General features: G+C 68.3%; 24 protein-coding genes. 10 read left to right on the plus strand and 14 right to left on the minus strand.

Annotation, left to right across the window (positions count from 1 at the left end; translation table 11 throughout):
- Positions 1-65: 65 nt before the first annotated feature.
- Entirely contained in the window at positions 66-674 is a 609-nt protein-coding gene (locus tag ASF25_RS09120; RefSeq protein WP_056169703.1) for a YqgE/AlgH family protein, read from the minus strand.
- A gap of 164 nt (positions 675-838) precedes the next feature.
- On the opposite strand from ASF25_RS09120, the gene ASF25_RS09125 reads away from it, so the two are divergent.
- Both ASF25_RS09125 and ASF25_RS09130 read left to right on the plus strand, forming a co-directional pair.
- The gene (locus ASF25_RS09125; protein ID WP_056169705.1) at positions 839-1,321 is read left to right on the plus strand and encodes a peroxiredoxin; all 483 of its coding nucleotides are present in this window, start codon (positions 839-841) and stop codon (positions 1,319-1,321) included.
- A gap of 224 nt (positions 1,322-1,545) precedes the next feature.
- Complete coding sequence (locus ASF25_RS09130) at positions 1,546-1,983, plus strand: nuclear transport factor 2 family protein (RefSeq protein WP_056260468.1); 438 nt, start codon at positions 1,546-1,548, stop codon at positions 1,981-1,983.
- 13 nt (positions 1,984-1,996) lie between these two features.
- On the opposite strand, the gene thrB is transcribed toward ASF25_RS09130, so the two are convergent.
- From thrB to ASF25_RS09145, 3 genes are all read right to left on the minus strand, one after another.
- Entirely contained in the window at positions 1,997-2,962 is a 966-nt protein-coding gene (gene thrB / locus ASF25_RS09135; RefSeq protein ID WP_056304407.1) for a homoserine kinase, read from the minus strand.
- A gap of 87 nt (positions 2,963-3,049) precedes the next feature.
- Positions 3,050-4,051 (minus strand): 4-hydroxy-3-methylbut-2-enyl diphosphate reductase, encoded by a 1,002-nt coding sequence (ispH, locus tag ASF25_RS09140; RefSeq protein ID WP_056169714.1) that lies wholly within the window; start codon positions 4,049-4,051, stop codon positions 3,050-3,052.
- 100 nt (positions 4,052-4,151) lie between these two features.
- A complete protein-coding gene (locus tag ASF25_RS09145; protein WP_056304408.1) occupies positions 4,152-5,555 on the minus strand; it encodes a PLP-dependent aminotransferase family protein in 1,404 nt (467 codons plus the stop codon).
- A 123-nt stretch (positions 5,556-5,678) separates the two neighbouring features.
- On the opposite strand from ASF25_RS09145, the gene ASF25_RS09150 reads away from it, so the two are divergent.
- The 5 genes from ASF25_RS09150 (at position 5,679) to ASF25_RS09170 (ending at position 10,672) form a co-directional block, all read left to right on the plus strand.
- Entirely contained in the window at positions 5,679-5,996 is a 318-nt protein-coding gene (locus ASF25_RS09150; RefSeq protein ID WP_056304409.1) for a DUF1127 domain-containing protein, read from the plus strand.
- A 172-nt stretch (positions 5,997-6,168) separates the two neighbouring features.
- Positions 6,169-8,058 (plus strand): monovalent cation:proton antiporter-2 (CPA2) family protein, encoded by a 1,890-nt coding sequence (locus ASF25_RS09155; protein ID WP_056169721.1) that lies wholly within the window; start codon positions 6,169-6,171, stop codon positions 8,056-8,058.
- Complete coding sequence (locus tag ASF25_RS09160; protein WP_156368920.1) at positions 8,051-9,481, plus strand: MATE family efflux transporter; 1,431 nt, start codon at positions 8,051-8,053, stop codon at positions 9,479-9,481. Before ASF25_RS09155 ends, ASF25_RS09160 begins: the two co-directional genes overlap by 8 nt.
- Positions 9,482-9,631: 150 nt before the next feature.
- Positions 9,632-9,808, plus strand: coding sequence for a DUF3606 domain-containing protein (locus ASF25_RS09165; protein WP_156368921.1), 177 nt, complete (start codon positions 9,632-9,634; stop codon positions 9,806-9,808).
- Between the two features lie 117 nt (positions 9,809-9,925).
- A complete protein-coding gene (locus ASF25_RS09170; protein ID WP_056304584.1) occupies positions 9,926-10,672 on the plus strand; it encodes a molybdopterin-binding protein in 747 nt (248 codons plus the stop codon).
- Positions 10,673-10,681: 9 nt separating this feature from the next.
- On the opposite strand, the gene ASF25_RS09175 is transcribed toward ASF25_RS09170, so the two are convergent.
- Positions 10,682-10,861 (minus strand): hypothetical protein, encoded by a 180-nt coding sequence (locus ASF25_RS09175; RefSeq protein ID WP_056169726.1) that lies wholly within the window; start codon positions 10,859-10,861, stop codon positions 10,682-10,684.
- A 236-nt stretch (positions 10,862-11,097) separates the two neighbouring features.
- Here ASF25_RS09175 and ASF25_RS09180 point away from each other — a divergent pair, with 236 nt between their 5' ends.
- Positions 11,098-11,982: a porin family protein gene (locus ASF25_RS09180; protein WP_056304411.1), complete on the plus strand. Its 885-nt coding sequence runs from the start codon at positions 11,098-11,100 to the stop codon at positions 11,980-11,982.
- 106 nt (positions 11,983-12,088) lie between these two features.
- Here the strand turns inward: ASF25_RS09180 and ASF25_RS09185 are convergent, their stop codons facing one another.
- The 9 genes from ASF25_RS09185 to ASF25_RS09225 all read right to left on the minus strand — a co-directional run bounded on the left by ASF25_RS09185 (position 12,089) and on the right by ASF25_RS09225 (position 23,164).
- A complete protein-coding gene (locus ASF25_RS09185; protein ID WP_056169732.1) occupies positions 12,089-12,523 on the minus strand; it encodes a heme-binding protein in 435 nt (144 codons plus the stop codon).
- A gap of 248 nt (positions 12,524-12,771) precedes the next feature.
- On the minus strand, positions 12,772-13,746 hold the full coding sequence (locus tag ASF25_RS09190) for a CoA ester lyase (RefSeq protein WP_056169734.1): 975 nt from the start codon (positions 13,744-13,746) through the stop codon (positions 12,772-12,774).
- Positions 13,747-13,880: 134 nt separating this feature from the next.
- A complete protein-coding gene (locus ASF25_RS09195) occupies positions 13,881-16,640 on the minus strand; it encodes a phosphoenolpyruvate carboxylase (RefSeq protein ID WP_056304412.1) in 2,760 nt (919 codons plus the stop codon).
- Positions 16,641-16,937: 297 nt separating this feature from the next.
- Entirely contained in the window at positions 16,938-17,831 is an 894-nt protein-coding gene (gene sucD / locus ASF25_RS09200; RefSeq protein ID WP_056260480.1) for a succinate--CoA ligase subunit alpha, read from the minus strand.
- A gap of 18 nt (positions 17,832-17,849) precedes the next feature.
- Positions 17,850-19,043, minus strand: coding sequence for a malate--CoA ligase subunit beta (locus tag ASF25_RS09205; protein ID WP_056169743.1), 1,194 nt, complete (start codon positions 19,041-19,043; stop codon positions 17,850-17,852).
- A gap of 249 nt (positions 19,044-19,292) precedes the next feature.
- Positions 19,293-19,919 (minus strand): methenyltetrahydrofolate cyclohydrolase, encoded by a 627-nt coding sequence (fchA, locus tag ASF25_RS09210; protein ID WP_056169748.1) that lies wholly within the window; start codon positions 19,917-19,919, stop codon positions 19,293-19,295.
- 3 nt (positions 19,920-19,922) lie between these two features.
- Positions 19,923-20,783 (minus strand): NADP-dependent methylenetetrahydromethanopterin/methylenetetrahydrofolate dehydrogenase, encoded by an 861-nt coding sequence (locus ASF25_RS09215; protein WP_056169750.1) that lies wholly within the window; start codon positions 20,781-20,783, stop codon positions 19,923-19,925.
- A gap of 143 nt (positions 20,784-20,926) precedes the next feature.
- Positions 20,927-21,865, minus strand: coding sequence for a D-2-hydroxyacid dehydrogenase (locus ASF25_RS09220; RefSeq protein ID WP_056169753.1), 939 nt, complete (start codon positions 21,863-21,865; stop codon positions 20,927-20,929).
- Between the two features lie 90 nt (positions 21,866-21,955).
- Complete coding sequence (locus ASF25_RS09225; protein ID WP_056169756.1) at positions 21,956-23,164, minus strand: aminotransferase class V-fold PLP-dependent enzyme; 1,209 nt, start codon at positions 23,162-23,164, stop codon at positions 21,956-21,958.
- A 740-nt stretch (positions 23,165-23,904) separates the two neighbouring features.
- Here ASF25_RS09225 and ASF25_RS09230 point away from each other — a divergent pair.
- Positions 23,905-24,729 (plus strand): UDP-2,3-diacylglucosamine diphosphatase, encoded by an 825-nt coding sequence (locus ASF25_RS09230; protein WP_056170650.1) that lies wholly within the window; start codon positions 23,905-23,907, stop codon positions 24,727-24,729.
- On the plus strand, positions 24,726-25,814 hold the full coding sequence (locus tag ASF25_RS09235) for a glycosyltransferase family 1 protein (protein WP_056304413.1): 1,089 nt from the start codon (positions 24,726-24,728) through the stop codon (positions 25,812-25,814). The genes ASF25_RS09230 and ASF25_RS09235 overlap by 4 nt, the downstream gene beginning before the upstream one ends.
- The last annotated feature ends 29 nt before the right edge of the window (positions 25,815-25,843 follow it).

A 25,843-nucleotide genomic window follows, 5' to 3' on the forward strand; every position in this document is an offset into this window, starting at 1 on the left:
AATCAGGGCCGGTTTCTCAAAACTCTTGCCCTGACCCGCGAGGGACTCGCCCTTCGGACCCCGATTCAGGCGTGGCCGGCATCCATCGACAGCATGGCCGGGTCGATGCCGATGCCGCGCAGGGTGCGTTCGTACTTCGCATCGAGGGCGGTGTTGAAGATCAGCTCCGGGTCGGCCGGGCAGGTGAGCCAGCCGTTGGCCAGGATCTCGTTCTCGAGCTGGCCGGCCTGCCATCCGGCATAGCCGAGCGCCAGGACGGCGCTGGCGGGACCGGCGCCGTTGGCGATGGCCCGCAGGATATCGACGGTGGCGGTGAGGCAGATGCCGTCGTCGATGATCAGGGTCGACTGGTCGATGTGGAAATCGTCCGTGTGCAGCACGAAGCCGCGCTTGGCATCCACCGGGCCGCCCATGAGCACGGGCATGTGGCCGACCCGCTCGCGCAGGCGGATGGCGTCGAGTTCGGTGGCGATCTCGAGCTGGATCAGCAGGTCGGGCATGTTGAGGTTCTGAACCGGCTTGTTCAGGATGATGCCCATGGCTCCATCCGCCGAGTGGGCACAGAGATAGATCACCGAGCGCGAGAAGCGCGCATCCGTGAGCCCCGGCATGGCGACCAGGAACTGGCCTTCGAGGGAGGCGGGATCACCCGACTGGGACCGTGATGACTGCATACCCCATGCTACGCCCGTCGGTGCCCTTGTCCAAGGCGCAAATCCGAGAGGCGCAGCAAGGCGTTCGGCCGCGTGTGCACGGCCGTCGCGGTTGCCTCGACACGCGGGAGCCCGCGCGATAGACGGCAGGGACGTACGGGCGCGACGCCCGCAGGAGATCACCCATGACGATCCAGGTTGGCGACCACCTGCCCCAGGTCACGTTCCGCGTCAGCGGCAAGGACGGCCCCGAGGCCCGGACCACGGACGACGTGTTCAAGGGGCGTCGCGTCGTCCTCGTGGGCGTGCCCGGCGCCTTCACCCCGAGCTGCCACCGCAACCACCTGCCGGGCTTCGTCGAGAAGCAGGCCGAGATCAAGGCGCGCGGCATCGATGCCGTGGCGATCACCTCCGTCAACGATGTGTTCGTCCTCGATGCCTGGCAGAAGGCCAGCGGTGCCGAGGCCCTCGAATTCCTCGCCGACGGCAACGCCGAATTCGCCAAGGCGCTGGGCCTCGACATGGACGGCACGGGCTTCGGCCTCGGGCCGCGCTCGAAGCGCTACGCCATGCTGGTGGAGGACGGCGTCGTGCGGGTGCTCAACGTCGAGGATTCGCCGGCCAAGACCGAGATCTCCGGCGTCGACGCGCTGCTCAAGGTGATCTGACGCTTCGGTCACCCACCGAGACCATGCGGGCCCGAGGTGATCCCCCGGGCTTTTTCATGCCTCCCTGCATTCGAGGTCTGTGCCGTCGCCTGGATATGGTTTTCGCCGACGAGGCGGCCGGACCGGCCAAAAGTTCGGCAGCTCTTATCAAGCTTTCAAGATACGAATTTTAGGCGGACACTGTCGTTTCGGGAATCAACCAAGCTTTCGATAGGGAGAACGCCATGCCCTTCCGTTCCGAAACCTGTGCCATTGTCCTCATGGCTGGCCTCGCGATGTCGGCGCCGGCCTTCGCGGATGATCCGAAGGCCACGGCCCAGGCGGCGGCCGACCGCTGGGACCAGAGCTTCAACACCGGGGATATGGACGCACTGACGACGCTCTACGGCACCGACGCCGAAGTCGTCACGAAGGGGGCGCCGCTCTCGGGCGGCCCGAGCATCCAGGCCTACTTCACCAATCTGAAGTCGAAGGGGTTCGCGGATCACAAGGTCACGGTCCAGTCGGCGAAAGCGAAGGGCGACCTCCTCCTCGCCAGCGGACGCTGGGAGGCGAGCGGCCCCGGGGACGGCGGCGCCCGCAAGGTGTTCAGCGGAAACTGGGTCAACGTCCTGGAGCGCCAGGGTGACGGGTGGCGGACGGTGCTGCACACTTGGAACTGAAGCACGGCCCCGATCAGGCGCCGCGCCCGTAATCCTCGGCCCGTGTCGCCGCGCGGTGGAACGTCAAGCGGCGGTCGTATTCCAGGGGGTCCTTCGGCTGGACCAGGGCGCCCGGCGGCACGTTCAGCCAATCGACCAAGCGGGTCAGCAGGAAGCGCAGGGCCGCGCCCCGGCACAGGATCGGCAGGGCGGCGACCTCTGGCGGGGTCAGGGGCCGGACGGTCTCGTACCCGGCGATGAGGGCCGCGCCCCGGTCGCGGTCAAAAGTGCCGTCGGCCTCGAAGCACCACGCGTTGAGGCAGATGGCGAGGTCGTACGCGAAGGCGTCGGTGCAGGCGAAGTAGAAGTCGATGAGGCCCGACAGGTCGTCGCCGATGAAGAACACGTTGTCGGTGAAGAGGTCGGCGTGGATCACGCCCGAGGGCAGACCGCGCGGCCAGCCGGCTTCGAGAACCGCGAGGTCGCCGCGCACTCGCTCGGCGAGGCCCGGCGCCACGCCGTCGGCCTGGGGTTCGGCGCCCCGGAACAGCGGACCCCAGGCTTCGACCGAGAGGCTGTTGTCGCGCCGCATGGGAAAATCGCTGCCGGCGGCGTGCAGGCCCGCCAGCCCCCCGCCCAGCGCGCGGCAATGGTCGGGATTCGGCCGTTTGACCGAAACGCCTTCGAGGAAGCTGACGATCACCGCCGGACGGCCGCAGAGTTCGCCGAGCGCCACGCCGGCGCGGTTGCGGATCGGCTGCGGGCAGGCGAGGCCGCGCGCGGCGAGATGCTCCATGAGGTTGAGGAAGAACGGCAGGTCGTCCAGGCGCACCCGCTTCTCGTACAGGGTGAGGATGTAGGCGCCGGCCGTGGTGTGTACGAAGAAGTTGGTGTTCTCGACGCCCTCGGCGATGCCCTTGTACGAGAGCAGGGTGCCGATGTCGTAGGCGCTGAGGAAGCGGGTCAGCGCCTCGTCGGAGACCTCGGTGTAGACGGCCACGGGCGGTTCGCTCGAAGGTTGGGGGTTCAAAAAGAACAAGGGCGCCGATGGGCGCCCCTGCAGGTCGAATCAATGGAAAGGCCGCGTCTACTCGGCGGCTTCGCTGCGCAGTTCGCGCGGCAGCGGAAAGGACATGTCCTCCACCACCGTCGAGACCGTGTCCACCGTGACGGTGTAGCGGGCGGCGAAGGCGTCGATGATCTCTTCCACTAGCACTTCCGGGGCCGAGGCGCCGGCGGTGAGGCCGAGGCGGCGCACGTCCTTGAACGCCTCCCAGTCGATCTCCTCGGCGCGCAGCACGAGGCGGGTGATCGGGCAGCCGACGCGCTCGGCGACCTCGCGCAGGCGCTGCGAGTTCGAGGAGTTGGACGAGCCCACGACGATCACGGCATCGACGAGGGGGGCCACCTGCTTCACCGCCTCCTGGCGGTTGGTGGTGGCGTAGCAGATGTCGTCCTTGTGCGGCCCGGTGATGGTCGGGAACTTCTTCTTCAGGGCCTCGACGATGTGGTGGGTGTCGTCCACCGACAGGGTCGTCTGCGTCACCCAGGCGAGGTTGTCGCGGCTCTCAGGCTCAAGGGCGGCGATCTGCTCGAGGTCTTCCACCAGGGTGATGGAGCCGGCGGGCAACTGGCCCATGGTGCCGACCACCTCAGGATGGCCCGAATGGCCCACGAGGAGAACGTGGCGGCCGCGCTTGTGGTGGATCTCGGCCTCGCGGTGAACCTTGGTCACCAGGGGGCAGGTGGCGTCGATGGTGGTGAGCCCGCGCGAATCGGCGTTGTTCGGGACGGTCTTGGCGACGCCGTGGGCGGAGAAGATCACCGGGGCGGAGCCGTCCGGCACCTCGTCGAGCTCACGCACGAACACGGCGCCTTTGCGCTTCAGGCTCTCGACCACGTATTTGTTGTGGACGATCTCGTGCCGGACGTAGACCGGCGGTCCGTAAATGGCGAGCGCGCGCTCGACCACGTCGATGGCCCGCACCACGCCGGCGCAGAACCCGCGCGGGGCGCAGAGCAGAATCTCCAGGGGGGGCTTCTCCGCGCTGGCGGAGGCGATCTGGGTGGTCGGGATTGCTTCGCTCATGATAGCCGGGATGTGGCGAGGCTGGGCCGCCCCTGTCAACCGCTCATAGCCGAAAACCGTCCCTGTGGCACGGGCGGGCGTATCAAACCTGTCGAGCGTGTCATGCAGGCCCACCCTGCATCGCCGCGTCCAGCACCGAGAAGATACGCGGTTCGGCGCAATGGGCGACGTTGAAGCGCAGGAAGCGCGTACCCGCCCCGGAGGTGCTGAACGCCGCCCCCGGCGCCAGCACCACGCCCTGGCCGAGCGCGCGGCGGGCGACGTCGCCCGAATCGAGGCCCTCCGGCAGGGCGGCCCACAGGAACAGGCCGCCGCGCGGCTCGGTCCAGAGCGTCAAGCCTGCCGCTTCCAGGCGTCGCGCCGCGAGGCCACGATCGCGGGCGAGCTTTTCGCGAATCTCCGAAAGGTGGCGGCGGTAGGTGCCGTCGGTGATCAGGCGATGCATGAGCAGGGCGGCGAGGTGGCCGTTGCCGAGACTCATGGCGAGCTTGAGATCGACGAGGGGCTCGATCCAGTCCGGCCGCACGGCGAGAAAGCCGCAGCGCACGGAGGCCGACAGGGTCTTCGAGAAGCTGCCTACCTGGATCACCCGCTGGAGCCCGTCGAAACCGGCGAGCCGGGGCGCCGGTTCGGGCTCGAGATCGCCGAAGATGTCGTCCTCGATGATCAGGGTGTCGTGCGCCTCCGCCAGGCGCAGCACCCGGTGGACGATGGTCGGGGCGAGGGTCGCGCCCGTGGGGTTATGGAGGGCCGAGTTCGTCAGGTAGAATCGGGGACGGTGCTCCGACAGGAGCGTCTCCAGGGCCGTGAGATCCGGCCCCGTGGGCGTGAACGGCACCCCGACCACCGTGACCCGGTGGGCGCGCAGGAGCGCGTGGTAGTTGAAGTAGCAGGGGTCATCCACCACCACCGTGTCGCCCGGCGCCAGGAGGAAGCGGCACAGGAGGTCGACGGCCTGCGTCGCCGAATCGAGCAAGAGGATCTGGTCGGCATCGGCGACGATGCCCTTCTCCTCCATCCGGCGCGCGATCTGGGCGCGAAGCGGGGCGAGGCCCAGGGGCTGGTCGTAGCAGACGAGGCTGCGCGTGCCCTCTCGGGCGAGGTGGCGCAGGCCGCGGCGGATCGCGTCGCCCGGCATCCACGCCGTCGGCAGCCATCCCGAGCCGGGCTTCAGGAGGTCCGGGCCGGATTGCATCGACTGACGGGTGATCCAGAGGGGATCGACGGCCCGGTCGAGTTCCGGCCCCACGGTCTTGAGGCAGAGCGGGCGGGTCTTGCCGGCAACGTAGAAGCCCGAGCCCCGCCGCGCCACGATGGCGCCCTCGGCACCGAGCCGGTCGTAGGCCTCCACCACGGTCGATTTCGACACGCCCATGGATTCGGCGAAGCTCCGCACGGAGGGCAGGCGGGCTCCGGGTGCGAGCTGGCGGCTCGCGATGCGCTCGGCGATGGCCTGGGTCACCGTCTCGACCAGGGTCGGCGGGCTCGGCGCGCGGGATTTCATCGGCACTGTCCTTCGATCTGTACGGCAATTCCTGCCGGACAATTCTGGCGAAGCGTACGGCACTGTCCCTGTCCCGAACAGTCCCCGGGCGCCAGGGTCGCGCCAGACGACGGGAGCGCGGTCATGACCGGTACGATGATACGGAATTCTGGAGGGGCGACGGTCGCGGCCCGGCAGTCCGCCGGGGACCGGGACCCTGTCCTGCACCGGGCGTGGGCCGCCGCTGCCGCCGGCGTCGCAAAGCTGGCCGCCGGGGTCTCGCGCGCCGCCATCAACGCCCGGATCCTGCGTCAGCTCGGGGCCATGTCGGAGCGCGAGCTGAAGGATATCGGGCTGGTGCGCCAGGACCTGCACGATGCCGCCGCCCTGCGCCAGGACGATGATTCCACCACCCTGCTGCTCGCCCGCCGCGAGGAACGCAAGGCCGCGCGGCGGGCCTGAGCGAGGCTGCCGATGTGGGTGCCGATTCGCACGGGGACGGCTCCGGGCCCGCATTCGGTGTCGGAGGCCGAATGGCGATCCCGGCGGAGGTGGTCTAAGACGGCGCTGCCTCAGCGTCCGTGATCGCCACGATCGGTTCGATCGGGACCGGCCATCTCCAGCCAGGACCCCCATGGCGAGCGCCGCGACCCACGTCAGCTTCCTGCCGCCCGTGCTGACGTTCCTGTCGGCGGCGGTGATCGGCGTTCCGATCTTCCGGCTCATCGGTCAGAGCGCCGTGCTCGGCTACCTCGTGGCCGGCGTGATCATCGGCCCGTTCGGCTTCTCCCTCATCGCCGAGCCCGAGACGGCGGCGAGCGTCGCCGAACTCGGCGTGGTGCTGCTGCTGTTCATCGTCGGCCTCGAACTCCAGATCTCCCGCCTTGTCTCCATGCGGCGCGACATCTTCGGCCTCGGGGCGGCGCAGCTCTTCGTCTGCACCCTGGTGCTCGCCGGCATCGGCTTCCTGTTCGGCCTGACGCCATCGGCCGCCTTCGTCATCGGCATCGCGCTCGCCCTGTCGGCGACCGCCGTCGCCCTGCAGCTCCTGGAGGAGCGCGGCGACCTCGGCACGCCCTATGGCGGCCGCGCCTTCGCGGTGCTGCTGTTCCAGGACATTTCCGTGGTGGCGATCCTCGCCCTGATGCCGCTGCTCGCCTCCACCGGGAGCGGCGGGGGCGACGGCTGGCTCCTCACCGCCCTGCAATCGACCGGCACCGTGGGCGCGGCCATCCTCGCCGTGGTCCTGGTGGGCCGTTACGGCCTCAACCCGTTCTTCGGCCTCCTCGCCGCCAGCGGCGCCCGCGAGGTGATGACCGCCGCCGCCCTCCTGGTGGTGCTCGGCACCGCCATGCTGATGGAGCATGTCGGCCTGTCCATGGCCATGGGGGCGTTCCTGGCCGGCGTGCTCCTCGCCGAATCGAACTTCCGCCATCAGCTCGAAGCCGACATCGAACCGTTCCGCGGCATGCTGCTCGGCCTGTTCTTCATGAGCGTCGGCATGTCCATCGACGGCGGCCTGCTGAAAGCCGAGTGGCCGTGGCTGCTCGGTGCCACCGCAGGCGCCATCCTGATCAAGGTCGGCCTCGTCGCCGGCCTGTTCCGGCTGTTCGGCTCGAACTGGCTCGACGCCGTGCGCGGGGGTGCGATCCTGGCGCCGGCCGGTGAATTCGCCTTCGTGCTCCTGCCGGTGGGCGGCGAGCTCGGCCTCATCGACGGACCGAGCGGACGATTCGCCATCGCGCTCGCGGCGCTGACCATGCTGGTCGGCCCGGTGGCGGCCAAGGCCCTGGACAGCGCCCTCGCGCGCCGCCGCCGCGAACCCGACCTGACGCCCGACACCATCGAGAACACGGAAGCCCGCGTCCTCGTAGTCGGCTTCGGCCGCTTCGGCCAGATCCTGACCCAGGTGCTCCTCGCCGAAGGCATCAGCGTCACGGTCATCGACAAGGACGTGGAGCAGATCCGCTCCGCCTCGCGCTTCGGCTTCCGCATCTTCTACGGCGACGGCACCCGCCTCGATGTGCTGCGCGCTGCCGGCATCGGCCGGGTCGAACTCCTGTGCGTCTGCGTCGACGAGCCGGAGGCCGCCCTGAAAATCGTCGACATCGTCCACGAGGAATTCTCCAGCGTGCGGACCTATGTGCGGGCCTACGACCGCATGCACGCCGTGGAGCTCATGAACCGGGACGTCGATTTCCAGCTGCGGGAGACCGTGGATTCCGCCCTCGGCTTCGGCCGCGCCACCCTGGAGGGCCTCGGCGTCGCGCCCGATGCGGCCGCCGCCATCGCGGAGGACGTGCGCAAGCGCGATGTCGCCCGCCTCGTCCTGCAGCAGGCGGGCGCCCTGCCGGATGCCGCGAGCTGGATGCGCGGTGCGGCGCAGATCAAGCCCGAACCGCTCACCGAACCGCAGCGCCCGTCGCGGGCCCTCAACGCCGAGACCCGCGACATCATCGGCACCAAGGCCCGCGAGGCCGCAGCCCATACCCTCGAAGTCCGGGACGTTCCCTCCGATGCTTGAAACGAACCCGGCGGCGGCCCGCTTCGTCAGCGGCTCGATCCTGCGCCACGTGGTGGTGATGAGCGCCACCGGGTCCGTCGGCCTGATGGCCCTGTTCGTCGTCGACCTCCTGTCGCTGCTCTACGTGTCGAAGCTCGGCGATCCGACCCTGACGGCGGCGGTGGGCTTCGCCACCATCGTCCAGTTCTTTGCCATCGCCATCAACATCGGCCTGATGATCGCCGCCGGGGCACTGGTCTCGCGGGCCATCGGGGCCGGTGACGAAGCGGGTGCCCGGCGCCTGGCCACCTCCGGCACCATCCACGGCATCCTCGTCTCGGGCGTCCTCGTCGTGGCGATGCTGCCGTTCCTGCCCGTCTTCCTCACGGCCATCGGCGCCGATGCCGAAACCCTGCCGGTGGCGACCCGCTTCCTCTGGATCACCCTGCCGTCGAACCTCCTCATGGGGCCCGGGATGATGTTCTCCGGGCTCCTGCGCGCCGTCGGGGCCGCGCGTCAGGCCATGCTGGTGACCCTGGCCGGCGCCCTCGTCACCGCCGGACTAGATCCGCTCCTCATCTTCGGTGCCGGCCTCGGGGTGGACGGCGCCGCCATCACCACCTGCGTGGCGCGCGCCACCTTCGCCCTCGTCGGCCTGTGGGGCGTGCGCCGGTTCCGCATGCTCGCCCGGCCGCGGGTCGCCGACATCGTCGCCGACGCGCCCATCGTATTCCGCATCGCCCTGCCGGCGGTGCTGACCAACCTCGCCCCGTCCGTCGCCAGCGCCTTCATCGCCCATGCGCTGGCGAAGTTCGGGGCCGTCGCCATCGCGGGCAACGTGGTCATCGACCGCCTCACCCCCGTGGCCTTCGGCGGCCTGTTCGCCCTCTCCGGCTCCATCGGGCCGATCCTCGGACAGAACTGGGGGGCGGGCCGGTTCGACCGGATGCGCGGCGTCCTGCGCGACGGCGCCCTCGTGACGGGAGCCTACGTCCTGGTGGTCTGGGCGGCGCTGTTCCTCGCCCGCGAGCCCTTGACGCGACTGTTCGAACTGCAGGGGGTAGCCGCCGACCTGTTCGGGTTCTTCTGCCTCGTCAGCGGCGGGGTCTGGTTCTTCACCGGGCTGCTGTTCCTGGCCAACGCCTCGTTCAACAACCTCGGCTTCCCGTTCTACTCGACGGTACTGAACTGGGGCCGGGCCACCCTCGGCACCGTTCCGCCCGCCCTGTTCGGCGCGCATCTCTACGGTCCCCGGGGCGTCATCGCGGGGGTCGGCCTCGGCTCGGTGTTCTTCGGCCTCGCCGGCATCGCCCTCGCCTTCCGCACGGTCGCCACCCTGGAGGCCCGGGCGGCCGCCCTTCCGGCCCCGGAACCGGAGGAGTGCCTGGCGAGCACGGACGCCTCCCTCGCCGCCGGACCGGCCCAGTCGGGGGTCCTCGTCTGAGGGCCGGGCGGCCCTGTGGAGGGCCGGGCGGGCCCTGTTGAAAAACCGCTGCATCCCGTCACGCGCCGGAAACAAAACCCTTCGGGCCACGTTCAGACTTCGATCTCCGACGAGACACGGAGCCAGTTCTTCCATCCTCAGGGTTTGACCATGATCGCCGATCGGATCTCCGCCCAGCCAGCCCAGAAGACCCACCTCGACATCTACGACACCCAGGCCCGCTCGATCATGGCCACCCGCCTCGGCGTGTCAGAGGATCGCCTGCGCAAGGCCGTCCACATCGTCGGTTCGCGCATCTCCACGCTGACGAGCTACTTCCACAAGTAGGCCGATGCGGCCGACGAAGGGGACGCCGGAGCGGGCGTCCCTTACTCGCGAGTGGCGGTCCGCCCGCCCCTGCCCTACGTCGATCCGGCACCGCTCCCTCAGCGCCTCCGGACCGCCATGACCGCATCCACCCCCATCACCGCCGCCATCCTCGTCATCGGCGACGAAATCCTGTCCGGCCGGACGAAGGACAGGAACATCGGCACCATCGCCGATTATTGCACGGCCGTAGGGATCGATCTGCGCGAGGTCCGCATCGTCCCGGACGAGCAGGACCGCATCGTCGAGGCCGTGAACGCCCTGCGGGCGGGCCACACCTACCTCTTCACCACCGGCGGCATCGGCCCGACCCATGACGACATCACCGCCGATAGCGTCGCCGCCGCCTTCGGGGTCTCCATCGACGTCGACCAGCGCGCCGTCGCGATGCTGCTGGAGCGGCACAAGCCGGAAGACCTCAACGAGGCCCGCCTGCGCATGGCCCGGATCCCGGCCGGCGCCGACCTCATCGCCAATCCGGTCTCGAAGGCACCGGGCTTCAGCCTCGGCAACGTCTTCGTCATGGCGGGCGTGCCGGCGATCATGCAGGCGATGCTGGATTCCATCGGACCGACCCTGGAGACGGGCGCCCGCGTCCTATCGCACACCATCGAGGTGGGACTGCCCGAAGGCACCTATGCGGGCGCCCTCGGAGAGTTGGCCAAGGCCCATGCGGGCGTGTCCATCGGATCCTATCCGTCGATGACCCCGACCGGCTTCACCAACCGGATCGTAGTCCGGGGCAGGGACCCGCAAGCCCTCGACGCGGCCAGGGCGGATGTCGAGGCCCTGGTCGCCCGTCTGCGGGCGGACGCGGGCGCCTGACGGCGCCTGTCAGGCCCGCAACGCCGGCTTCGCCTTCACCGCTGCGGCCAGGGCCTTGAGGTGACGGTTGAGGTCGGCGATCTCGTTCAGCGCGATGGTCTTGTGGCCGTCCTTGACCGCGCGCTCGATGTCGCTGACCTGCTCGGTCGCGATACGCTTCAGTTCGGCGGCGAGTTTGTCCCGTGTCATCGTCGCTCCTGTCACGGCTCGGGGTTCTCCCGGGTGATAGCGACATGGGCTTAACCGGGCGTTGTCGTGGCGTAAAACGGCGTTCGGCCGATGCCGATTTCGTGATCGGTGCGGGGAGCTTACGGAAGGCCCGGTCGCATTCCAGTGCTTGGTGTTGCGCCGCGGTCATAGGTGGGTGGCGCAGCCCAGGGTTAAGCTCCGCGCAGCCTTCAGCCCATCGCCGAGAACCCATTCCCATGTTCGCCAAGCTCCTCCTGGCCGGCACCGCAGCGATCCTCGCCGTGTCGAGCGCGTCCGCCGCCGATCTGCCGCGTCGTGCGGCGCCGCCGCCGGTGTTCACCGCCGTGCCGGTCTTCACCTGGACCGGCTTCTACCTCGGCACCCACAGCTCCTACGCCTTCAGCGACCGCCAGACGATCCGCACCACCGGCAACAACAACGGCACCGGCGGCATCACCAACACGCAGCTGAACGTCGCCCAGGGTCGTCGTGCAGGCACCTTCCGCTCCGAGCAGGACGGCATCGGCAACGTCGGTGGCGGCATCGGTTACAACTATCAGTTCAACCCGGGCTCGGGCTTCGTCGTCGGCGCCGCCACCGAGGTGACCTGGACCGACATCAGCAAGAGCTACAGCTACTTCGGTCCGGTCATCCCCGGCGTGAACACCGCCGCCGATCCGAGCAACCTGCGTCAGCGCCTCGACTACCTCGGCACGGTCACGGGCCGCCTCGGCTACGCGTTCGATCGGTTCCTCGTCTACGGAACCGGCGGCTTCGCCTACGGCAACGTCAACTACAGCGCCGGCTTCTTCAATCCGGCCGGCGCACTGGCCTATGCCGGCAAGTTCAATGGCATGGAGACCGGCTACGTCTACGGCGGCGGCATCGAGTACGCGATCCCCACGGACAGCTTCCTCAACCGCTTCAACTTCCTCGGCGGTCTCCTCGGCGCCAGCGCCGTGACCCTGAAGGCCGAGTACCTGCGCTACGACCTCGGCAGCCGCAACATCACCGTGAACACCACCGGCCTCACCGCCGCCACCGGCTCCTACACCTCGCGCTTCAACACCGAGGGCAGCATCGTCAAGGCCGGCTTCAACTACAAGTTCGGCGGCCTCTGAGCCTGACTGTCCGGCGGTCCCTCCGGATCGCCGATGCGGAAAACGACAAGGCCCCGCTCTCGCGAGCGGGGCCTTGTCCGTTGGGCGGTGTCGGAGGAGCGCCCGCTCAGGTGCGCCAGGGATGCGCCGGCAATTCCGTCGCCCCGATGGCGCTGGCACCCGCGAGGGCCACGGCGTGGTCGTTCTCCACCGTCGAGCCGCTGACGCCGATGGCGCCGGACATCTCGCCGTCCTTGTCCACGATCGGGATGCCGCCCGGGAAGGTGATCAGCCCGTCGTTGGAATGCTCGATGCCGTAGAGCGGGCCGCCGGGCTGCGACAGCGCCCCGATCTGGCCGGTCATCATGCCGAAGAACACCGAGGTTTTGGCCTTCTTGTGCGCGATGTCGATGGAGCCGACCCAGGCGCCGTCCATCCGGTAGAACGCTTTGAGATTACCGCCGGAATCCACGACGGCGATACACATCTGGGTGCCGAGCTCGACGGCCTTGGCGCGGGCGGCCTCGATGGCCTTGTGGGCGTCTTCGATGGTCACGTGCATGGGGTTATCTCCTGTTGTTTGGAATCTCGACCGCGATGCGGGCGATCTCGTCGAAGGACATCTTTTGGATGTTGGCCGCGGGCTCCCTCTTCTGAACGGAGAGGGAGCCCGTTGCGTTCGACAGTCCTCATGAGCTTTTCGCCGACACGGCTGAAGAGCGTGGAGCCTGACGTTTCCTGTCCGATATGAGAATGGCCGCTCCTTTCGGGAGCGGCCATTCTGCATGTCGGTCGTATCGCGAGGAAACCTTACTTCGCGCTCATCGCGTTGGCCTTCTCGATCAGCGCTTCGGCCATGCGGATCGAGGCGATGTCGATGAGGCGGCCGTCGAGGGAGACGGCGCCGCGGCCGGCCTTGGCGGCCTCTTCCATAGCGACCAGGATGCGGCGCGCCTTGGTGACCTCGGCCTCGGACGGGGTGAACACGTCGTTGGCGAGATCGATCTGCGACGGGTGGATCGCCCACTTGCCCTCGAAGCCGAGGGCCGCGCAGCGCTTGGCCGCCGAGACGTAGCCGTCGGGATCGGAGAAGTCGCCGAACGGACCGTCGATGGGGCGCAGGCCGTAGGCGCGGCAGGCGACCAGCATGCGGTTCTGGGCGAACAGCCACGGGTCCTGCCAATGGGTCTGGCGGTTACCGGCCTCGTCCTTGTCGGTGAGCACCGAGAAATCGGGGTTCACACCGCCGATGACCTGGGCGCGGGCGCGGGTCGAAGCGGCGTAATCGGCCACACCGAACGACATGGCTTCGAGGCGCGGCGAGGACTGGGCGATGGCCTCGACGTTGGCCATGCCCAACGCCGTCTCGATGAGAACCTCGAAGCCGATCTTCTTCTCGCGCTTCTTGGCCTGCTCGATCTGGGTGGTGAGCACGTCGATGGCGTAGACGTCGGCGGCGACGCCGACCTTGGGGATCAGGATCATGTCGAGGCGCGGACAGGCTTCGACGATGTCGACCACGTCGCGGTACATGTAGTGGGTGTCGAGACCGTTGATGCGGATCATCATGGTCTTGGTGCCCCAGTCGATCTCATTGAGCGCCTGGATGATGTTCTTGCGGGCCTGCTCCTTGTCGTCGGGGGCGACGGCGTCCTCGAGGTCGAGGAAGATCACATCGGCCTTCGAGCTGGCGGACTTCTCCATGAAGGTCGGGTTGGAGCCCGGAACGGCGAGCTCCGAGCGGTGAAGGCGGGGTGTCGCCTGCTGGATCAGGGTAAAGCTCATGGGTGTTTCCTTCCTCTGGGGGTGTTGTTCTGGCCGATGATGCAACGCGGCGACGCGTGGCACCAGACGGAGGGGTGTGCGCTCGCGCGCGGTCCGAAGGCCAAGAACGGCCCCCGGTATCCTGGTGAAACCTCTCAGCCCGTCGCCCCGAAGCCGACGGCGATGCAGTTGATGGACAGCAGCAGGGCGGATTTCACCGCCTCGCGCTTGTCCTCGTCCTCCTCCGCGCGGAAGCGGCGCAGGAGCTCCACCTGCTCGCGGCTGACCTGATTGATGGTCGGCAGGCGCCCGTTGAGGCGGTCGCGGAACAGGGGGAAGCGCGCGGCGAGTTCGGTATCGCCGCTGACGCGCAGACACATCTCCCGGGTGAGCGCGTACTCGGCCTCGATGAGCGGGAAGATGCTGTCGCGGGCGCCCGCGTCGGGGACGAGGCCGGCGTAATCCCGGGCGATCTCGAGATCGACCATCAGCAGGGTCTTCTCGACCTCGTCGAGGATCAGGCGGAAGGGCTTCGATTCGGCGAACAGGCGCTTGAGCTGCGCTTCGCCCTGCGCCCCACGCACGTCGAGGAAGCTCTTCAACCCCGAACCGACCCCGTACCATCCGGTGATGACGTGACGGTTCTGGGACCAGGCGAACACCCACGGGATCGCCCGCAGATCCGACAGGGACCGCGCACCGAAGCGCCGGGCCGGGCGCGAGCCGATGTTGAGGAGCGCGATCTCGTCCAGCGGGCTCGCGGCACCGAAATAGGTGACGAGATCGGGGTGCTGGATCAGGTTGACGTAGGCCGCGCGCGAGGCGCCGGACAACGCCTCCAGGCAATCGTCGAACTCGTTGCGGGGGATCTTCGCGGCTTCCCGCTCGGATTTCAGGGCATGCTCGAACACCGAGGAGGCGAGAAGCTCCATTTGGTAGGCGGCGGTGCCCCGGTTGGCGTACTTGAACGAGACGACCTCGCCCTGCTCCGTGGTGCGGAAGCGTCCGTTGATGGAGCCCGGCGGCTGGGCCGCGATGGCGCGGGCGGTGGGCGCACCGCCGCGGCTCACGGAGCCGCCGCGCCCATGGAAGAACGCGATGGGCACGCCCGAGGCCTTGCCGAGATCGGTGAGCTTGCCCTGCGCCTTGTACAGCTCCCAGTTCGAGGCGACGAAGCCGCCGTCCTTGTTCGAATCCGAGTAGCCGATCATCACCTCTTGCACCCCGCCCTGCCAGCGGGTCGAGCGGCGCACGACGGGGATCCCGAAGAGCTCCTTCATGATGGCCGGGGCGGCGCGCAGGTCGTCGATGGTCTCGAACAGGGGCACGATGGGCAGGCAGCAGATCTCGGTGCCGGCGGCGTCGAGGAAGTTGCCGGCCTCCTTGGCGAGGAGATAAGCGCCGAGGATGTCGGGCACGGAGCGCGTCATCGACAGGACGAAGGAGCCGAAGGCCTCACGGTCGAGCTGCTCGCGCATCTCGCCCACCAGCGCGAAGGTCTCCAGGGTCTCGCGGGCGTCGTCGGGCAGCCCCTCGAACGAGCGCTCACCCTTGCGGGGCTTCGCGAGCTCGTCGAGGAGCCACTTCTTCCACTCGGGCGAGTCGAGGTCCGGCGGCGTCTTGTTCTGGCCGTTGGCCTCGGCCCACAGGGCATGAAGCGTCTTCGTCGTGCGCGTGGTGTTTTCGCGAAGGTCGAGTCGGACCGTCGAGAATCGGAAGATCTCGACCATGCGGCGCACGGGGCGGACGAGGTCGGTAGCCAGCGACGGGCATTTCGCGTCGGCCAGCCCCTGCTCCAGGGTGCGCAGGTCGTTGATGAGGGTGTCGGCGCTCGGATAATCCGGGCCGGTGGAACGCTGGCCCTCGTTGCGCCGGATGGTGGCCTCCAGCTTGCGCAGGATGCAGGTGAGGAACTGGCGATAGGCCTCGCCCGGGTTGCGGCTGGCGATGGCGCGGCCGTCGCCGCTCTCGGCCAGGAGCTGCGCGAGTTCGGCCTTGAACGTCGCCGGCACCGGAAGCGAGCGCTCGGTGAGCGACAGGGTGCGGCCCAGCGCCGTGACGCCGTCGCGGTAGCGCCGGAGCGACGCCAGGGCGTTGCGCTGCAGGGTGGCGCGGGTGACCGACGCGGTGACGTAGGGGTTTCCGTCGCGGTCGCCGCCGATCCACGAGCCGAACTGGAAGAACGGCGGCACCTCGAACTTCTCGTCCGGATAGTACTGCGCCAGGCTCTCCTCCAGGGAGTAGAGCACCTCGGGCAGCATCTCGAACAGGGTCTCGTCGAAGAAGTGCAGGCCCCAGGCGACCTCCCGCTCGACGGTGGCCTTCTCGAGATGCAGTTCGCCCGTCATCCAGACGAGTTCGATCTGGTCGCGCAGCTCGTTCATCAGGCCGTTGCGCTCGCGCTCGGTCCAGCGCGGCAATTCGAGCTCGCGCAGCACGAGATAGATGCGGCGGAACTTCTCCAGCACGGTGACGCGCTTGCCCTCGGTGGGGTGGGCCGTGATGGTCGGGCGAATGCGCAGGTCCTTCAGGAGACCGTGGATCTCCGGCGCCTTGATGCCGTTCTGGGCGGCCTCGGCCAGGACGGCATGGAAGCTGCCGCTCAACGCCTCGCGGCCCTTGGTGCGCTCGACCTGCCGGCGCCGGCGCATGGCGGCGTTCTGCTCGGCGATGGACAGCAGCTGGAACCAGATGCCCTGCACTTGAAGCGCGCGGGCGAGGAGCTCGGGCGAGAAATCGGAGATGTTGGCGCGGCCGTGCAGCACGTCCTCGAGTTCGGGCTCGTGCCGGCGCGCCACTTCCACGAGGGCGCGGAACAGGATGTCGAGGGCCTCCTTCGACGAGGTGCCGGTGATGACCGGCGGCGCGAAGGTGTGGTCGATGGGGCCGACCGGGGCGTGAAGGGTATCCGTCATGGACAAGGCCACCTCGAAAGGAGTTTGTGCCGATCGACCGCGACGGAGGCGTTCGATGGGGGTGCGGCCGACCCGGTAGCACGGGACCGGCCGCCGGAACGATCAAGGGTCGGTTTTCTTGGGCATGACCGCCGACGCGGGCCACCTTCTCCCCCCTGCGGGAGAAGGTGGCCCGCGAAGGGGGTCGGGCCGAGACGAAGTCCCATAAGAGGGGTGTACCCCGTTCGAAGAGGTCGCTCCCCTCTCCCGGCCACTCCGCGACCACCCTCCCCCGCAGAGGGGGGAGGGTTCATGCGCTCACGCCGCCAGCTTGCGCATCACCTGCGCCACCGTGGAGCCGAACTCGCCGGGGCTGGGGGCCACGGTGAGGCCGTAGGAGCGCATGATCTCGGCCTTCTCGGCGGCCGAATCGCCGGTGGCCGAGATGATGGCGCCGGCGTGGCCCATGCGGCGCCCCTTCGGCGCCGTGAGGCCGGCGACGAAGCCGATGACGGGCTTCGACATGTTCTCCTTGATCCAGGCGGAGGCTTCGGCCTCCTGCGGGCCGCCGATCTCGCCGATCATCAGGACGGCCTTGGTCTCCGGGTCCTGCTCGAACAGGGCGAGGTGATCGAGGAAGGACGAGCCGTTGATGGGGTCGCCACCGATGCCCACCGAGGTGGTGATGCCGATACCCTCTTCCTTCATCTGCGCGGCGGCCTCGTACCCGAGGGTGCCCGAGCGCGAGATCACGCCGACATTGCCTTTCAGGTAGATGTGGCCGGGCATGATACCGAGCATCGACTTGCCGGGCGAGATGATGCCGGCGCAGTTCGGGCCCACCACCATGGTGCGCTTGTCCTTGGGGTAGCGTCGGAGATACCGCTTCACCCGCATCATGTCCTGGGCCGGAATACCGTCGGTGATGGAGCAGATGAGGGCGAGGCCCGCATCCGCGCCTTCCATGATGGCGTCGGCTGCGAAGGGCGGGGCCACGAAGGTGATGGAGGTGGTGGCACCCGTGGCCTCCACGGCCTCCTTGACGGTGTTGAACACCGGCACGCCGAGATGGGTCTTGCCGCCCTTGCCGGGAGTGACGCCGCCGACGACGTTGGAGCCGTACTCCATCATCTCCTTCGCGTGGAAGGTACCCTTGTCGCCCGTGATGCCCTGAATGATGATCGGGGTCTTCTCGTCGATCAGAATGCTCATGACGTATCCTCCCCGTTCTCAGTTGGCGCGCGCGGCCGAGCCGGCCTTGGCGGCAGCGCAGGCCTCGACGGCCTTGGCGGCGGCGTCGGACAGGCTGTTGGCGGTGATGAGGTCGAGGCCGCTCTCGGCCAGGATCTTCTGACCGGCCTCGACGTTCGTGCCGGCGAGGCGGACGATGAGCGGTACGTCGATCTTCACCTCCCGCGCCGCCTGGATGACGCCCTGGGCGACCCAGTCGCAGCGGTTGATGCCGGCGAAGATGTTGACGAGGATCGCTTTGACGTTGCGGTCCGAGAGGACGAGGCGGAACGCCGTCGCGACGCGATCAGGGCTGGCACCGCCACCCACGTCCAAGAAATTCGCCGGTTCGCCGCCCGCGTGCTTGATCATGTCCATGGTGGCCATGGCCAGACCGGCGCCGTTGACGATGCAGCCGATCTCGCCCTCGAGGCCGATATAGGAGAGGTTGTGCTCGGCGGCCTGGGCCTCGCGCGGGTCGCCCTGCGAGGGATCGTGCATGTCGGCGATGTTGCGCCGGCGGAACATGGCGTTGTCGTCGAAGGACATCTTGGCGTCGAGGGCCAGGACCCGGTCGTCCTTGGTGACGACGAGGGGGTTGATCTCCAGCATGGTGCCGTCGCAATCGCGGAACGCCCGATAGGCGTTCATGATCGTCTTCACGGCGGCCGAGACCTGGCGGATGTTGAGGCCGAGCTGGAACGCGATCTCGCGGGCTTGGAATTGCTGCAGGCCCACCGCCGGCTCGACGACCACCTGGATCAGGGCCTCGGGCTCGTTGGCGGCGATCTCCTCGATGTCCATGCCGCCGCGCTGGGAGGCGATGACGCGGACCCGCTCGGCCTTCCGGTCGAGGACGTAGCCGAGGTAGAGTTCACGCTCGAACGGGTCGGCGGTCTCGATGTACACGCGCTGCACCGGCTTGCCCTCGGGACCGGTCTGCAGGGTGACGAGGCGCTTGCCGAGGAGGTCCTTGGCGGCGTCGCGGACCTCGTTGTAGGTCCGGCACAGCTTGATGCCACCGGCCTTGCCGCGGGCACCGGCGTGGATCTGCGCCTTCACGGCCCAGAACGAACCGCCGAGCTCGGTGGCGGCGTAGACCGCCTGATCGGGGCTGAAGGCCACCGCGCCCTTGGGAACCGCCACGCCGAAGCCAGCGAGCAACTCCTTGGCTTGGTACTCGTGAACGTCCATGTGCGATCTCCTCGACGTTTCCTCGGGGCGGACCTTCTCGTAAATTTCACTTCGCGAAAAGGGTCTTGCCGTTTATATTTTTTTACATTCTCGTTGAGTCTGCCTTGAAGGCAGTTGGAATGCTTCTGGATTTCAACAAACGCGACGACTCACCTTGGCGTTAGGGTCGCGGCGTCAAGCTTTGCGTAACTTAATCCCCCGCGTTCTTTTGTGCGATGCGGAACGATCGGCGTCCCGCGTCGCGAAAGATCAGTTCACCTTGGCCTTCACGATCTCGTAGATCGACTCGTTGAGCGGACCGGCCGAGCCCAGCAGGGTCTCGAGTTCCTGGAGACGCGCGTCCGCGAAGGCACGGTCGTCCAGGCCCTTGGCGTTGACGTAGACGTTGAGCGCCGCGCTGCGCAGGCCCGCATGGGCGGACAGCACCGCGACACCGGCATCGGAGATGACATTGAGGTTGCCCTTGTCGGCGACGGGCTGGGCGAGGTCGATGACCTTGCGGCAGGCCCGGCAACACTCGAGGGGCACGTCCGTGGCCACCTTGAGGGCCGCCTGGATCTTCTCCGCCCGCGCAGCCTTCTCCTCGTCCGTCGCCTTTGGCAGCGCGTAGGCGCCCATCACCGCGTCGAAGGCCGCCACATCGTCGGCGATCATGCGGGTGAGCTCGGCCCGGAGCGCCTCGGATTGTCCGAGGATCTCCTTCAGTTCGCCCTCCACCTCGACGTACTTCTTCTTCCCGATGGTGAGGTTGCACACCATGCTGAGAAGTGCGGCCCCCATGGCGCCGTGGATGGCGGCGGCACCGCCGCCGCCCGGGGTCGGGGCCGAGCTCGCGAGCCCGTCGAGGAAGGTCTGGATGGTTGCGTCGGCAGCCATGGCTCAGGCCATCTTCTTGGCGAGGGCGTAGATCTCCTCGGCGTCGAGCACCTGCTCGGTGCTGTCGAAGAGCTGGCCGACGCAGGCGCGGTGGAGCTTGAGCTTCAGGCCGCCGATGCCGAGCGCGCCGAACACCTTCTTGCCGTGGCGTTCCTTGCCCTTGTCCATGGCGTCGATCCCGCCGAAGCCGAGGGGCGGCTGGGCGTTGTAATCGGCCACGAACTCGATGCTGGCCTCGTCCTTCCAGTCGGCTTCCGACAGGAGCTCGATGCCGATGGCGCCGGCGGAGAACACGAGGTTCTGGCCCTTGACGATGGCGGCGCGAGAGGCGGCGTCCGGAGTCGCGGCGGCCGAGATCTCGACCTTGAAGCGCTTGTTGATCTGGTCCGCGGCGGCTTGGGCCTTGTCGAGGGAGCGACCGCACAGGATCACGGTGGCGCCTTCCTGGGCCAGGAGCGCGGCCGAGCGCATGCCGACGGGGCCGGTACCGGCGAGCACGACGGCCTTCTTGCCCTGGAGCGAACCGGCGGCCTTCTGCACCAGTGCGACGCCAGCGGCGGCGGTGGTGTTGGAGCCGTTGGAATCGAGCATCACCGAGACGCGGAACGGGCCAAAGAAGCGCTTCTTGACCGCGTTCAGCACCGCCTCGCCGGCCGCCATGCTGCCGCCGCCGACGAAGATCGCCGTGGACTTCTTCTCGGAGCCGCCGCGGGTATAGATCGTGCCGTCGACCAGGGCGCCGACGTTCTCGGGCGTCACGTTGCCGTAGCCGGTGATGTGATCGGCGCCGCCATCGTAGCCGACGACCACGTCGAACACGCTCGGCACGGCATCGGTGTCGAATTGGAACAGCAGTTTTTTCATTTTTGTCGATCCCTATGCTTATCCGCGCTCGGGCGCGGCTGGCGTTTGATTCTGAATTCTCTTCTCGTCACCGGAGGGCACGCTGGGCTCCCTCTCCAGGAAGGAGAGGGAGCCCGCGCCCATCCATCGGCAAGGCCGGCGACCTAGACCACGTTCTGCGGCTTGCCGGCGACGAAGGCCTCGACGTTGTCGACGAGCTGGTCGGCCAGGATCTGCATGGCCTCCTTGCTCGCCCACGCCACGTGCGGGGTCACGATGAGGTTCGGAAGGTCGAGCTCGCACAGGATGTTGCCGTTCTTGGGCGGCTCGGTCATCACCACGTCGAAGCCCGCGCCTCCGATGGTGCCGTTCTGAAGGGCCTCGGCCAGGGCCTCCTCGTCGACGAGGCCGCCGCGCGCGGTGTTGATGAGGAGCGCGTGCTTCTTCATCTTTGCGAGCTGTTCGCGGCCGATCATGTTGCGGGTCTCGGGCGTCAGCGGCGCGTGCAGCGTGATGACGTCGGACTGGGTGAGGATGGTCTCGAAATCGACCAGCCCCTCCTGGGGGAACACGTCGTAGGCGATGACCTTCATGCCGAGCGCTTCCGCCCGCTTGGCGATGGACTTGCCCAGCGCCCCGTAGCCGACGATGCCGAGCGTCGACCCGGCGATGTCGTGGATCGGATAGTCGAAGTAGCAGAACTGGGTGGATTTGGCCCAGTCGCCCCGGCGAACGGAATTGGCGTAGGGCACGATGGCCCGGCGCAGGGCGAAGATCAGGCCAATCACGTGCTCAGGCACGGTGTTGAAGGCGTAGTTGCGGATGTTGACGACGGTGATGCCGCGTTCCTTGGCGACCGCCTTGTCGACCACGTCGGTGCCGGTGGCGGCGACGGCGATGAGCTTCAGGTCGGGCAGCTGCTTCAGCACGTCGGCGCGCATCGGCACCTTGTTGATGAGGGCGATCTCGGCCCCCTTCAGGCGCTCGACGATCTCCTCGGGCGTCCAGGTCGACTCGTACTCGACGTAATCGTGCGGAAAATTGAATTCCCGAACCTTGGCGTCGAGGGACTCGCGGTCGAGGAACACGATCTTCTTCGTCATGGAAGCCCTCAGGTCGCTCCGGCCGAACCGCCGGCGGCAGCGTGGTCGATGGGGTTGCCGGGGCGAAGGATCGCCCCGGCGATTGTCGGATCAGGCCTTGGCCAGGGGGTTCTCGCGCAGGTAGCTTGACGCGGCGGCGACACCGGAACCGGGCGTGACCTTCACGCCGTGGTCGAGCATGGCCATCTCGGCACCCGCGATGGCGCCGAGCAGCGACAGCTCGTTGAGGTCGCCGACGTGACCGATGCGGAACACCTTGCCGGCGAGCTTGTTCAGGCCGGCGCCGAGCGCGAGGTTGTAGCGGACATAGGCGTGCTTGATGATCGCCGCGCCGTCGATCCCCTCGGGCACCACGATGGTGGTGACCGTGTCGGAGTTCCACTTGGGCTCCTTGGCGCAGGTCTTCAGGCCCCAGGCCGCGACGGCCTGGCGGGTCGCCTCGCCGAGCACGTGATGGCGGTGGTAGACGTTCTCGAGGCCTTCCTCGTTGAGGCAGGCCAGGGCCTCGCGCAGGCCGTAGAGCAGCGGCAGCGACGGGGTGTAGGGGAAGTAGCCGGCCGGGTTCTGCTTCTGGTGGTCGGCCCAGTCGAAGTAGACGTGGGCGAGGCGGTCGTTCTTGCCGGCCGAGGCTTCGGCCGCCTTGAGGGCCTTCTCGCTGACGCAGATCACGCCGAGGCCGGCGGGCAGCATCAGGCCCTTCTGGGAGCCGGCGATGGCGCAGTCGACGCCCCACTCGTCCATCTTGTAGGGGAGCGAGCCGACCGACGACACGCCGTCGACGAACAGCAGGGCCGGGTGGCCGGCCGCGTCGATGGCCTTGCGCACGGCGCCGATATCCGAGGTCACGCCCGTGGCGGTCTCGTTATGGACGACCATGACGGCCTTGATCTCGTGGTTCTTGTCGGCGCGCAGGGCCTCGCCGATCTTCTCCGGGTCCGCACCCGTGCCCCACTCCTCGTCCTGCACGATGACGTCGAGGCCGAGGCGCTCGGCCATGTCGACCCAGAGCAGGCTGAACTGGCCGAAGCGCGCGGTCAGCACCTTGTCGCCGCGCGACAGGGTGTTGGTGAGCGCCGATTCCCAGATGCCGGTGCCGGAGGCCGGGAACAGGAAGATGGTGCCCTTGGTCGAGCCGAACACCGCCTTGGTGTCCTCGAACAGGGGCTTGGTCAGGGCGGGGAAGTCCACCGAGCGATGGTCCTCGGACTGCACCACCATCGACCGCAGGACGCGATCGGGGATGTTCGTCGGGCCAGGAACGAAGAGGTGGTTGCGACCCGGCCGTTTCGTTGCCGCCATGATGATGTCTCCGGTTCTCAAAGAAGTGCGCGCGATCCGTGCGACACACTTGGTTCAGTGACGGAAGATCTGCCCGTTTGGGCCGCCCTTCCGGGTGGATCGATGACGAGAGGCCGGCCCGGTTCAGGCAGCCGTCTCGGGTGGGCAGGCTCCTACGCGCTCGCGGACCCGCCGGAAACCCGGTCGGGCCCACTTACCCTCAGGCGATACTTGCCCTCAGGTAATGCTTACCCTCAGGCAGCCGACCCCGGAGGAGCCGGCCTCATGACGGAGACCCCGATCCCGTCGGGAGCGAGGCACCGTGCTGTCGATGGGCTGCGGGCGCTCGAGACCTGCGCCGCGATGCGCGGACGCATCGAAACGCGCGGACAGCCGTGAAACGGGTCCGACGATCTCAAGCCGTTCTCCAGGCCGGGGCGCGCTCGCGAAACCGCGCTTCCCCAGGCCGTGCAGGCGCCATCCTGCCCCGTATGTCGCTGCCCTTCTTCACCTCTCGGGGCTCCGGACACACGATGTCTCGCGCGGTCCGATGGGGCATCTTGCGGCGACTATGCCTGCCTTCACGCAGGAAGGAAAACCCGAAAAACTTCGCGAAACGTCAAATAATTTTATAGTCCAGAAAGGCTTGCGATGCGGTGCCGCACGGCAGGGCGCCCCTCCCCCGGGGCCGGCCGGCGTCATCAAAGTGATACGGGAATCCGGTTTGGCTCGGTCCGATGCAGAGCCGCTCGGAGACCACCATGGGCGAAGATCCGGAGACGACCATCCGCGTCCGAACCCTGTTCCTGTCGGACATGCACCTCGGCACCAAGGGTTGCCAGGCGGCCCTGCTGCTCGAGTTCCTGCGCGACTACGATGCCGACGAGATCTACCTCGTCGGCGATATCGTCGACGGCTGGCAGCTCAAGTCCGGCTGGTACTGGCCCCAGAGCCACAACGACGTGGTTCAGAAGCTCCTGCGCAAGGTCCGCAAGGGCTCGAACCTCATCTACGTTCCGGGCAACCACGATGAATTCCTGCGCGACTACATCGGCATGACCTTCGGGGGCATCGAGGTCGCCGACCAGCGCCTCCACGTGGCGGCGGACGGCAAGCGCTACCTCGTGATCCACGGCGACCAGTTCGACATGGTGGTGCGCCACGCCCGGTGGCTGGCGTATCTCGGCGATGGTGCCTACACGGCGGCGCTGTTCGTCAACACCCACCTCAACACCCTGCGCCGCCGCCTCGGGCTGGCCTACTGGTCGCTCTCGGCCTGGGCCAAGCTGCGGGTGAAGAATGCCGTCAACTTCATCGGCAAGTTCGAGGAGTTGCTCAGCGCCGAGGCCCGGCGCATCGGCGCCGACGGGGTGATCTGCGGTCACATCCACCACGCCGCCAACCGCACCATCGGCGGGCTCACCTACCTCAACACCGGGGATTGGGTGGAATCCTGCACCGCCATCGTCGAGCATTACGACGGCACCATGGAGGTGCTGCACTATCCGAGCCTGGTGCGGGCCCGGGAGGCCCGTGACGCCGAGCTCGCCGGGCCGCGGCCCGACGGCGCCCGGGCCGTCGCATGAGGCTCCTCATCGCAACGGATGCCTGGCACCCGCAGGTCAACGGCGTCGTGCGCTCCCTCGAGCACATGGCGGCGGCGGGCGCGAGCCTCGGCATCGACACGGTGTTTCTCACCCACGCTGACTTCGTCTCCGTACCCCTCCCGGGCTACGCGGAGATCCGCCTGTCCTGTGCCACCCGCGCGGCGGTGGCGCGCCGCTGGGACGGTCTGCGGCCGACCCATGTCCATATCGCCACGGAGGGCACCGTCGGCTACGCCACCCGGCGCTACTGCCTCGGCCATCGCCGTCCGTTCACCACGAGCTACCACACCCGGTTTCCCGAATACCTCGCGGCCCGCGCCCCCGTGCCGGAATCGTGGAGCTACGCCTGGCTGCGCCGGTTCCACGGCGCCGCCAGCGGCACCATGGTGAGCACACCCTCCCTCGAACGCGATCTCGCCGCCCGCGGCTTCACCAACCTCATGCGCTGGACCCGGGGCGTCGACACCGATTTGTTCCGGCCCGACGCAGGGGCGCCCGATCCCCTCGCGGGCCTGCCCCGGCCGATCTTCCTGTTCGTCGGGCGCCTCGCGGTGGAGAAGAACATCGCCGCCTTCCTGTCCCTCGACCTGCCCGGCTCGAAGGTGGTGGTGGGCGACGGACCGGACCGGGCGCGCCTCGCCGCGCTCGCCCCCGACGCGCACTTCCTCGGCACCCGCACGGGCGCGGCCCTGGCGGCGGTCTACGCCGCCGCCGACGTGTTCGTGTTCCCGAGTCTCACCGACACCTTCGGCATCGTGCTCCTGGAAGCCCTGGCCTGCGGCGTGCCCGTCGCGGCCTACCCGGTCACCGGCCCCCTCGACGTCATTGGGGGTACGGATGCGGGCGTCCTCGACCCCGACCTGCGCAAGGCGGCGCTTGCCGCCCTGACCATCCCGCGCGACCGATGCCGGGCGCAGGCCCTGCGCTACACCTGGGCCGAGAGCGCACGGCAATTCTACGCCAACATCGCCGCCGCCCACGGCACGGCAGGCCCGCAGGCGCGCCACGGCACACCGAGCAGGACCATCGGTTTGGGCACAGGAACCGACGCACCGGCGTGGTGACTCGGGCGGGCCGGACTGGCAGGGTCCCG

The sequence above is a fragment of the Methylobacterium sp. Leaf100 genome (assembly GCF_001422845.1).
In the GTDB taxonomy this organism is placed as follows: domain Bacteria; phylum Pseudomonadota; class Alphaproteobacteria; order Rhizobiales; family Beijerinckiaceae; genus Methylobacterium.

What these genes read in the sequence shown, in the direction of transcription:
- ASF25_RS09120 (WP_056169703.1), bottom strand. Translation starts at nt 674, where the DNA reads ATGCAGTCATCACGGTCCCAGTCGGGTGATCCCGCCTCCCTCGAAGGC.
- ASF25_RS09125 (WP_056169705.1), top strand. Translation starts at nt 839, where the DNA reads ATGACGATCCAGGTTGGCGACCACCTGCCCCAGGTCACGTTCCGCGTC.
- ASF25_RS09130 (WP_056260468.1), top strand. Translation starts at nt 1,546, where the DNA reads ATGCCCTTCCGTTCCGAAACCTGTGCCATTGTCCTCATGGCTGGCCTC.
- ispH (WP_056169714.1), bottom strand. Translation starts at nt 4,051, where the DNA reads ATGAGCGAAGCAATCCCGACCACCCAGATCGCCTCCGCCAGCGCGGAG.
- ASF25_RS09145 (WP_056304408.1), bottom strand. Translation starts at nt 5,555, where the DNA reads ATGAAATCCCGCGCGCCGAGCCCGCCGACCCTGGTCGAGACGGTGACC.
- ASF25_RS09150 (WP_056304409.1), top strand. Translation starts at nt 5,679, where the DNA reads ATGACCGGTACGATGATACGGAATTCTGGAGGGGCGACGGTCGCGGCC.
- ASF25_RS09155 (WP_056169721.1), top strand. Translation starts at nt 6,169, where the DNA reads ATGGCGAGCGCCGCGACCCACGTCAGCTTCCTGCCGCCCGTGCTGACG.
- ASF25_RS09160 (WP_156368920.1), top strand. Translation starts at nt 8,051, where the DNA reads ATGCTTGAAACGAACCCGGCGGCGGCCCGCTTCGTCAGCGGCTCGATC.
- ASF25_RS09165 (WP_156368921.1), top strand. Translation starts at nt 9,632, where the DNA reads ATGATCGCCGATCGGATCTCCGCCCAGCCAGCCCAGAAGACCCACCTC.
- ASF25_RS09170 (WP_056304584.1), top strand. Translation starts at nt 9,926, where the DNA reads ATGACCGCATCCACCCCCATCACCGCCGCCATCCTCGTCATCGGCGAC.
- ASF25_RS09175 (WP_056169726.1), bottom strand. Translation starts at nt 10,861, where the DNA reads ATGACACGGGACAAACTCGCCGCCGAACTGAAGCGTATCGCGACCGAG.
- ASF25_RS09180 (WP_056304411.1), top strand. Translation starts at nt 11,098, where the DNA reads ATGTTCGCCAAGCTCCTCCTGGCCGGCACCGCAGCGATCCTCGCCGTG.
- ASF25_RS09185 (WP_056169732.1), bottom strand. Translation starts at nt 12,523, where the DNA reads ATGCACGTGACCATCGAAGACGCCCACAAGGCCATCGAGGCCGCCCGC.
- ASF25_RS09190 (WP_056169734.1), bottom strand. Translation starts at nt 13,746, where the DNA reads ATGAGCTTTACCCTGATCCAGCAGGCGACACCCCGCCTTCACCGCTCG.
- ASF25_RS09195 (WP_056304412.1), bottom strand. Translation starts at nt 16,640, where the DNA reads ATGACGGATACCCTTCACGCCCCGGTCGGCCCCATCGACCACACCTTC.
- sucD (WP_056260480.1), bottom strand. Translation starts at nt 17,831, where the DNA reads ATGAGCATTCTGATCGACGAGAAGACCCCGATCATCATTCAGGGCATC.
- ASF25_RS09205 (WP_056169743.1), bottom strand. Translation starts at nt 19,043, where the DNA reads ATGGACGTTCACGAGTACCAAGCCAAGGAGTTGCTCGCTGGCTTCGGC.
- fchA (WP_056169748.1), bottom strand. Translation starts at nt 19,919, where the DNA reads ATGGCTGCCGACGCAACCATCCAGACCTTCCTCGACGGGCTCGCGAGC.
- ASF25_RS09215 (WP_056169750.1), bottom strand. Translation starts at nt 20,783, where the DNA reads ATGAAAAAACTGCTGTTCCAATTCGACACCGATGCCGTGCCGAGCGTG.
- ASF25_RS09220 (WP_056169753.1), bottom strand. Translation starts at nt 21,865, where the DNA reads ATGACGAAGAAGATCGTGTTCCTCGACCGCGAGTCCCTCGACGCCAAG.
- ASF25_RS09225 (WP_056169756.1), bottom strand. Translation starts at nt 23,164, where the DNA reads ATGGCGGCAACGAAACGGCCGGGTCGCAACCACCTCTTCGTTCCTGGC.
- ASF25_RS09230 (WP_056170650.1), top strand. Translation starts at nt 23,905, where the DNA reads ATGGGCGAAGATCCGGAGACGACCATCCGCGTCCGAACCCTGTTCCTG.
- ASF25_RS09235 (WP_056304413.1), top strand. Translation starts at nt 24,726, where the DNA reads ATGAGGCTCCTCATCGCAACGGATGCCTGGCACCCGCAGGTCAACGGC.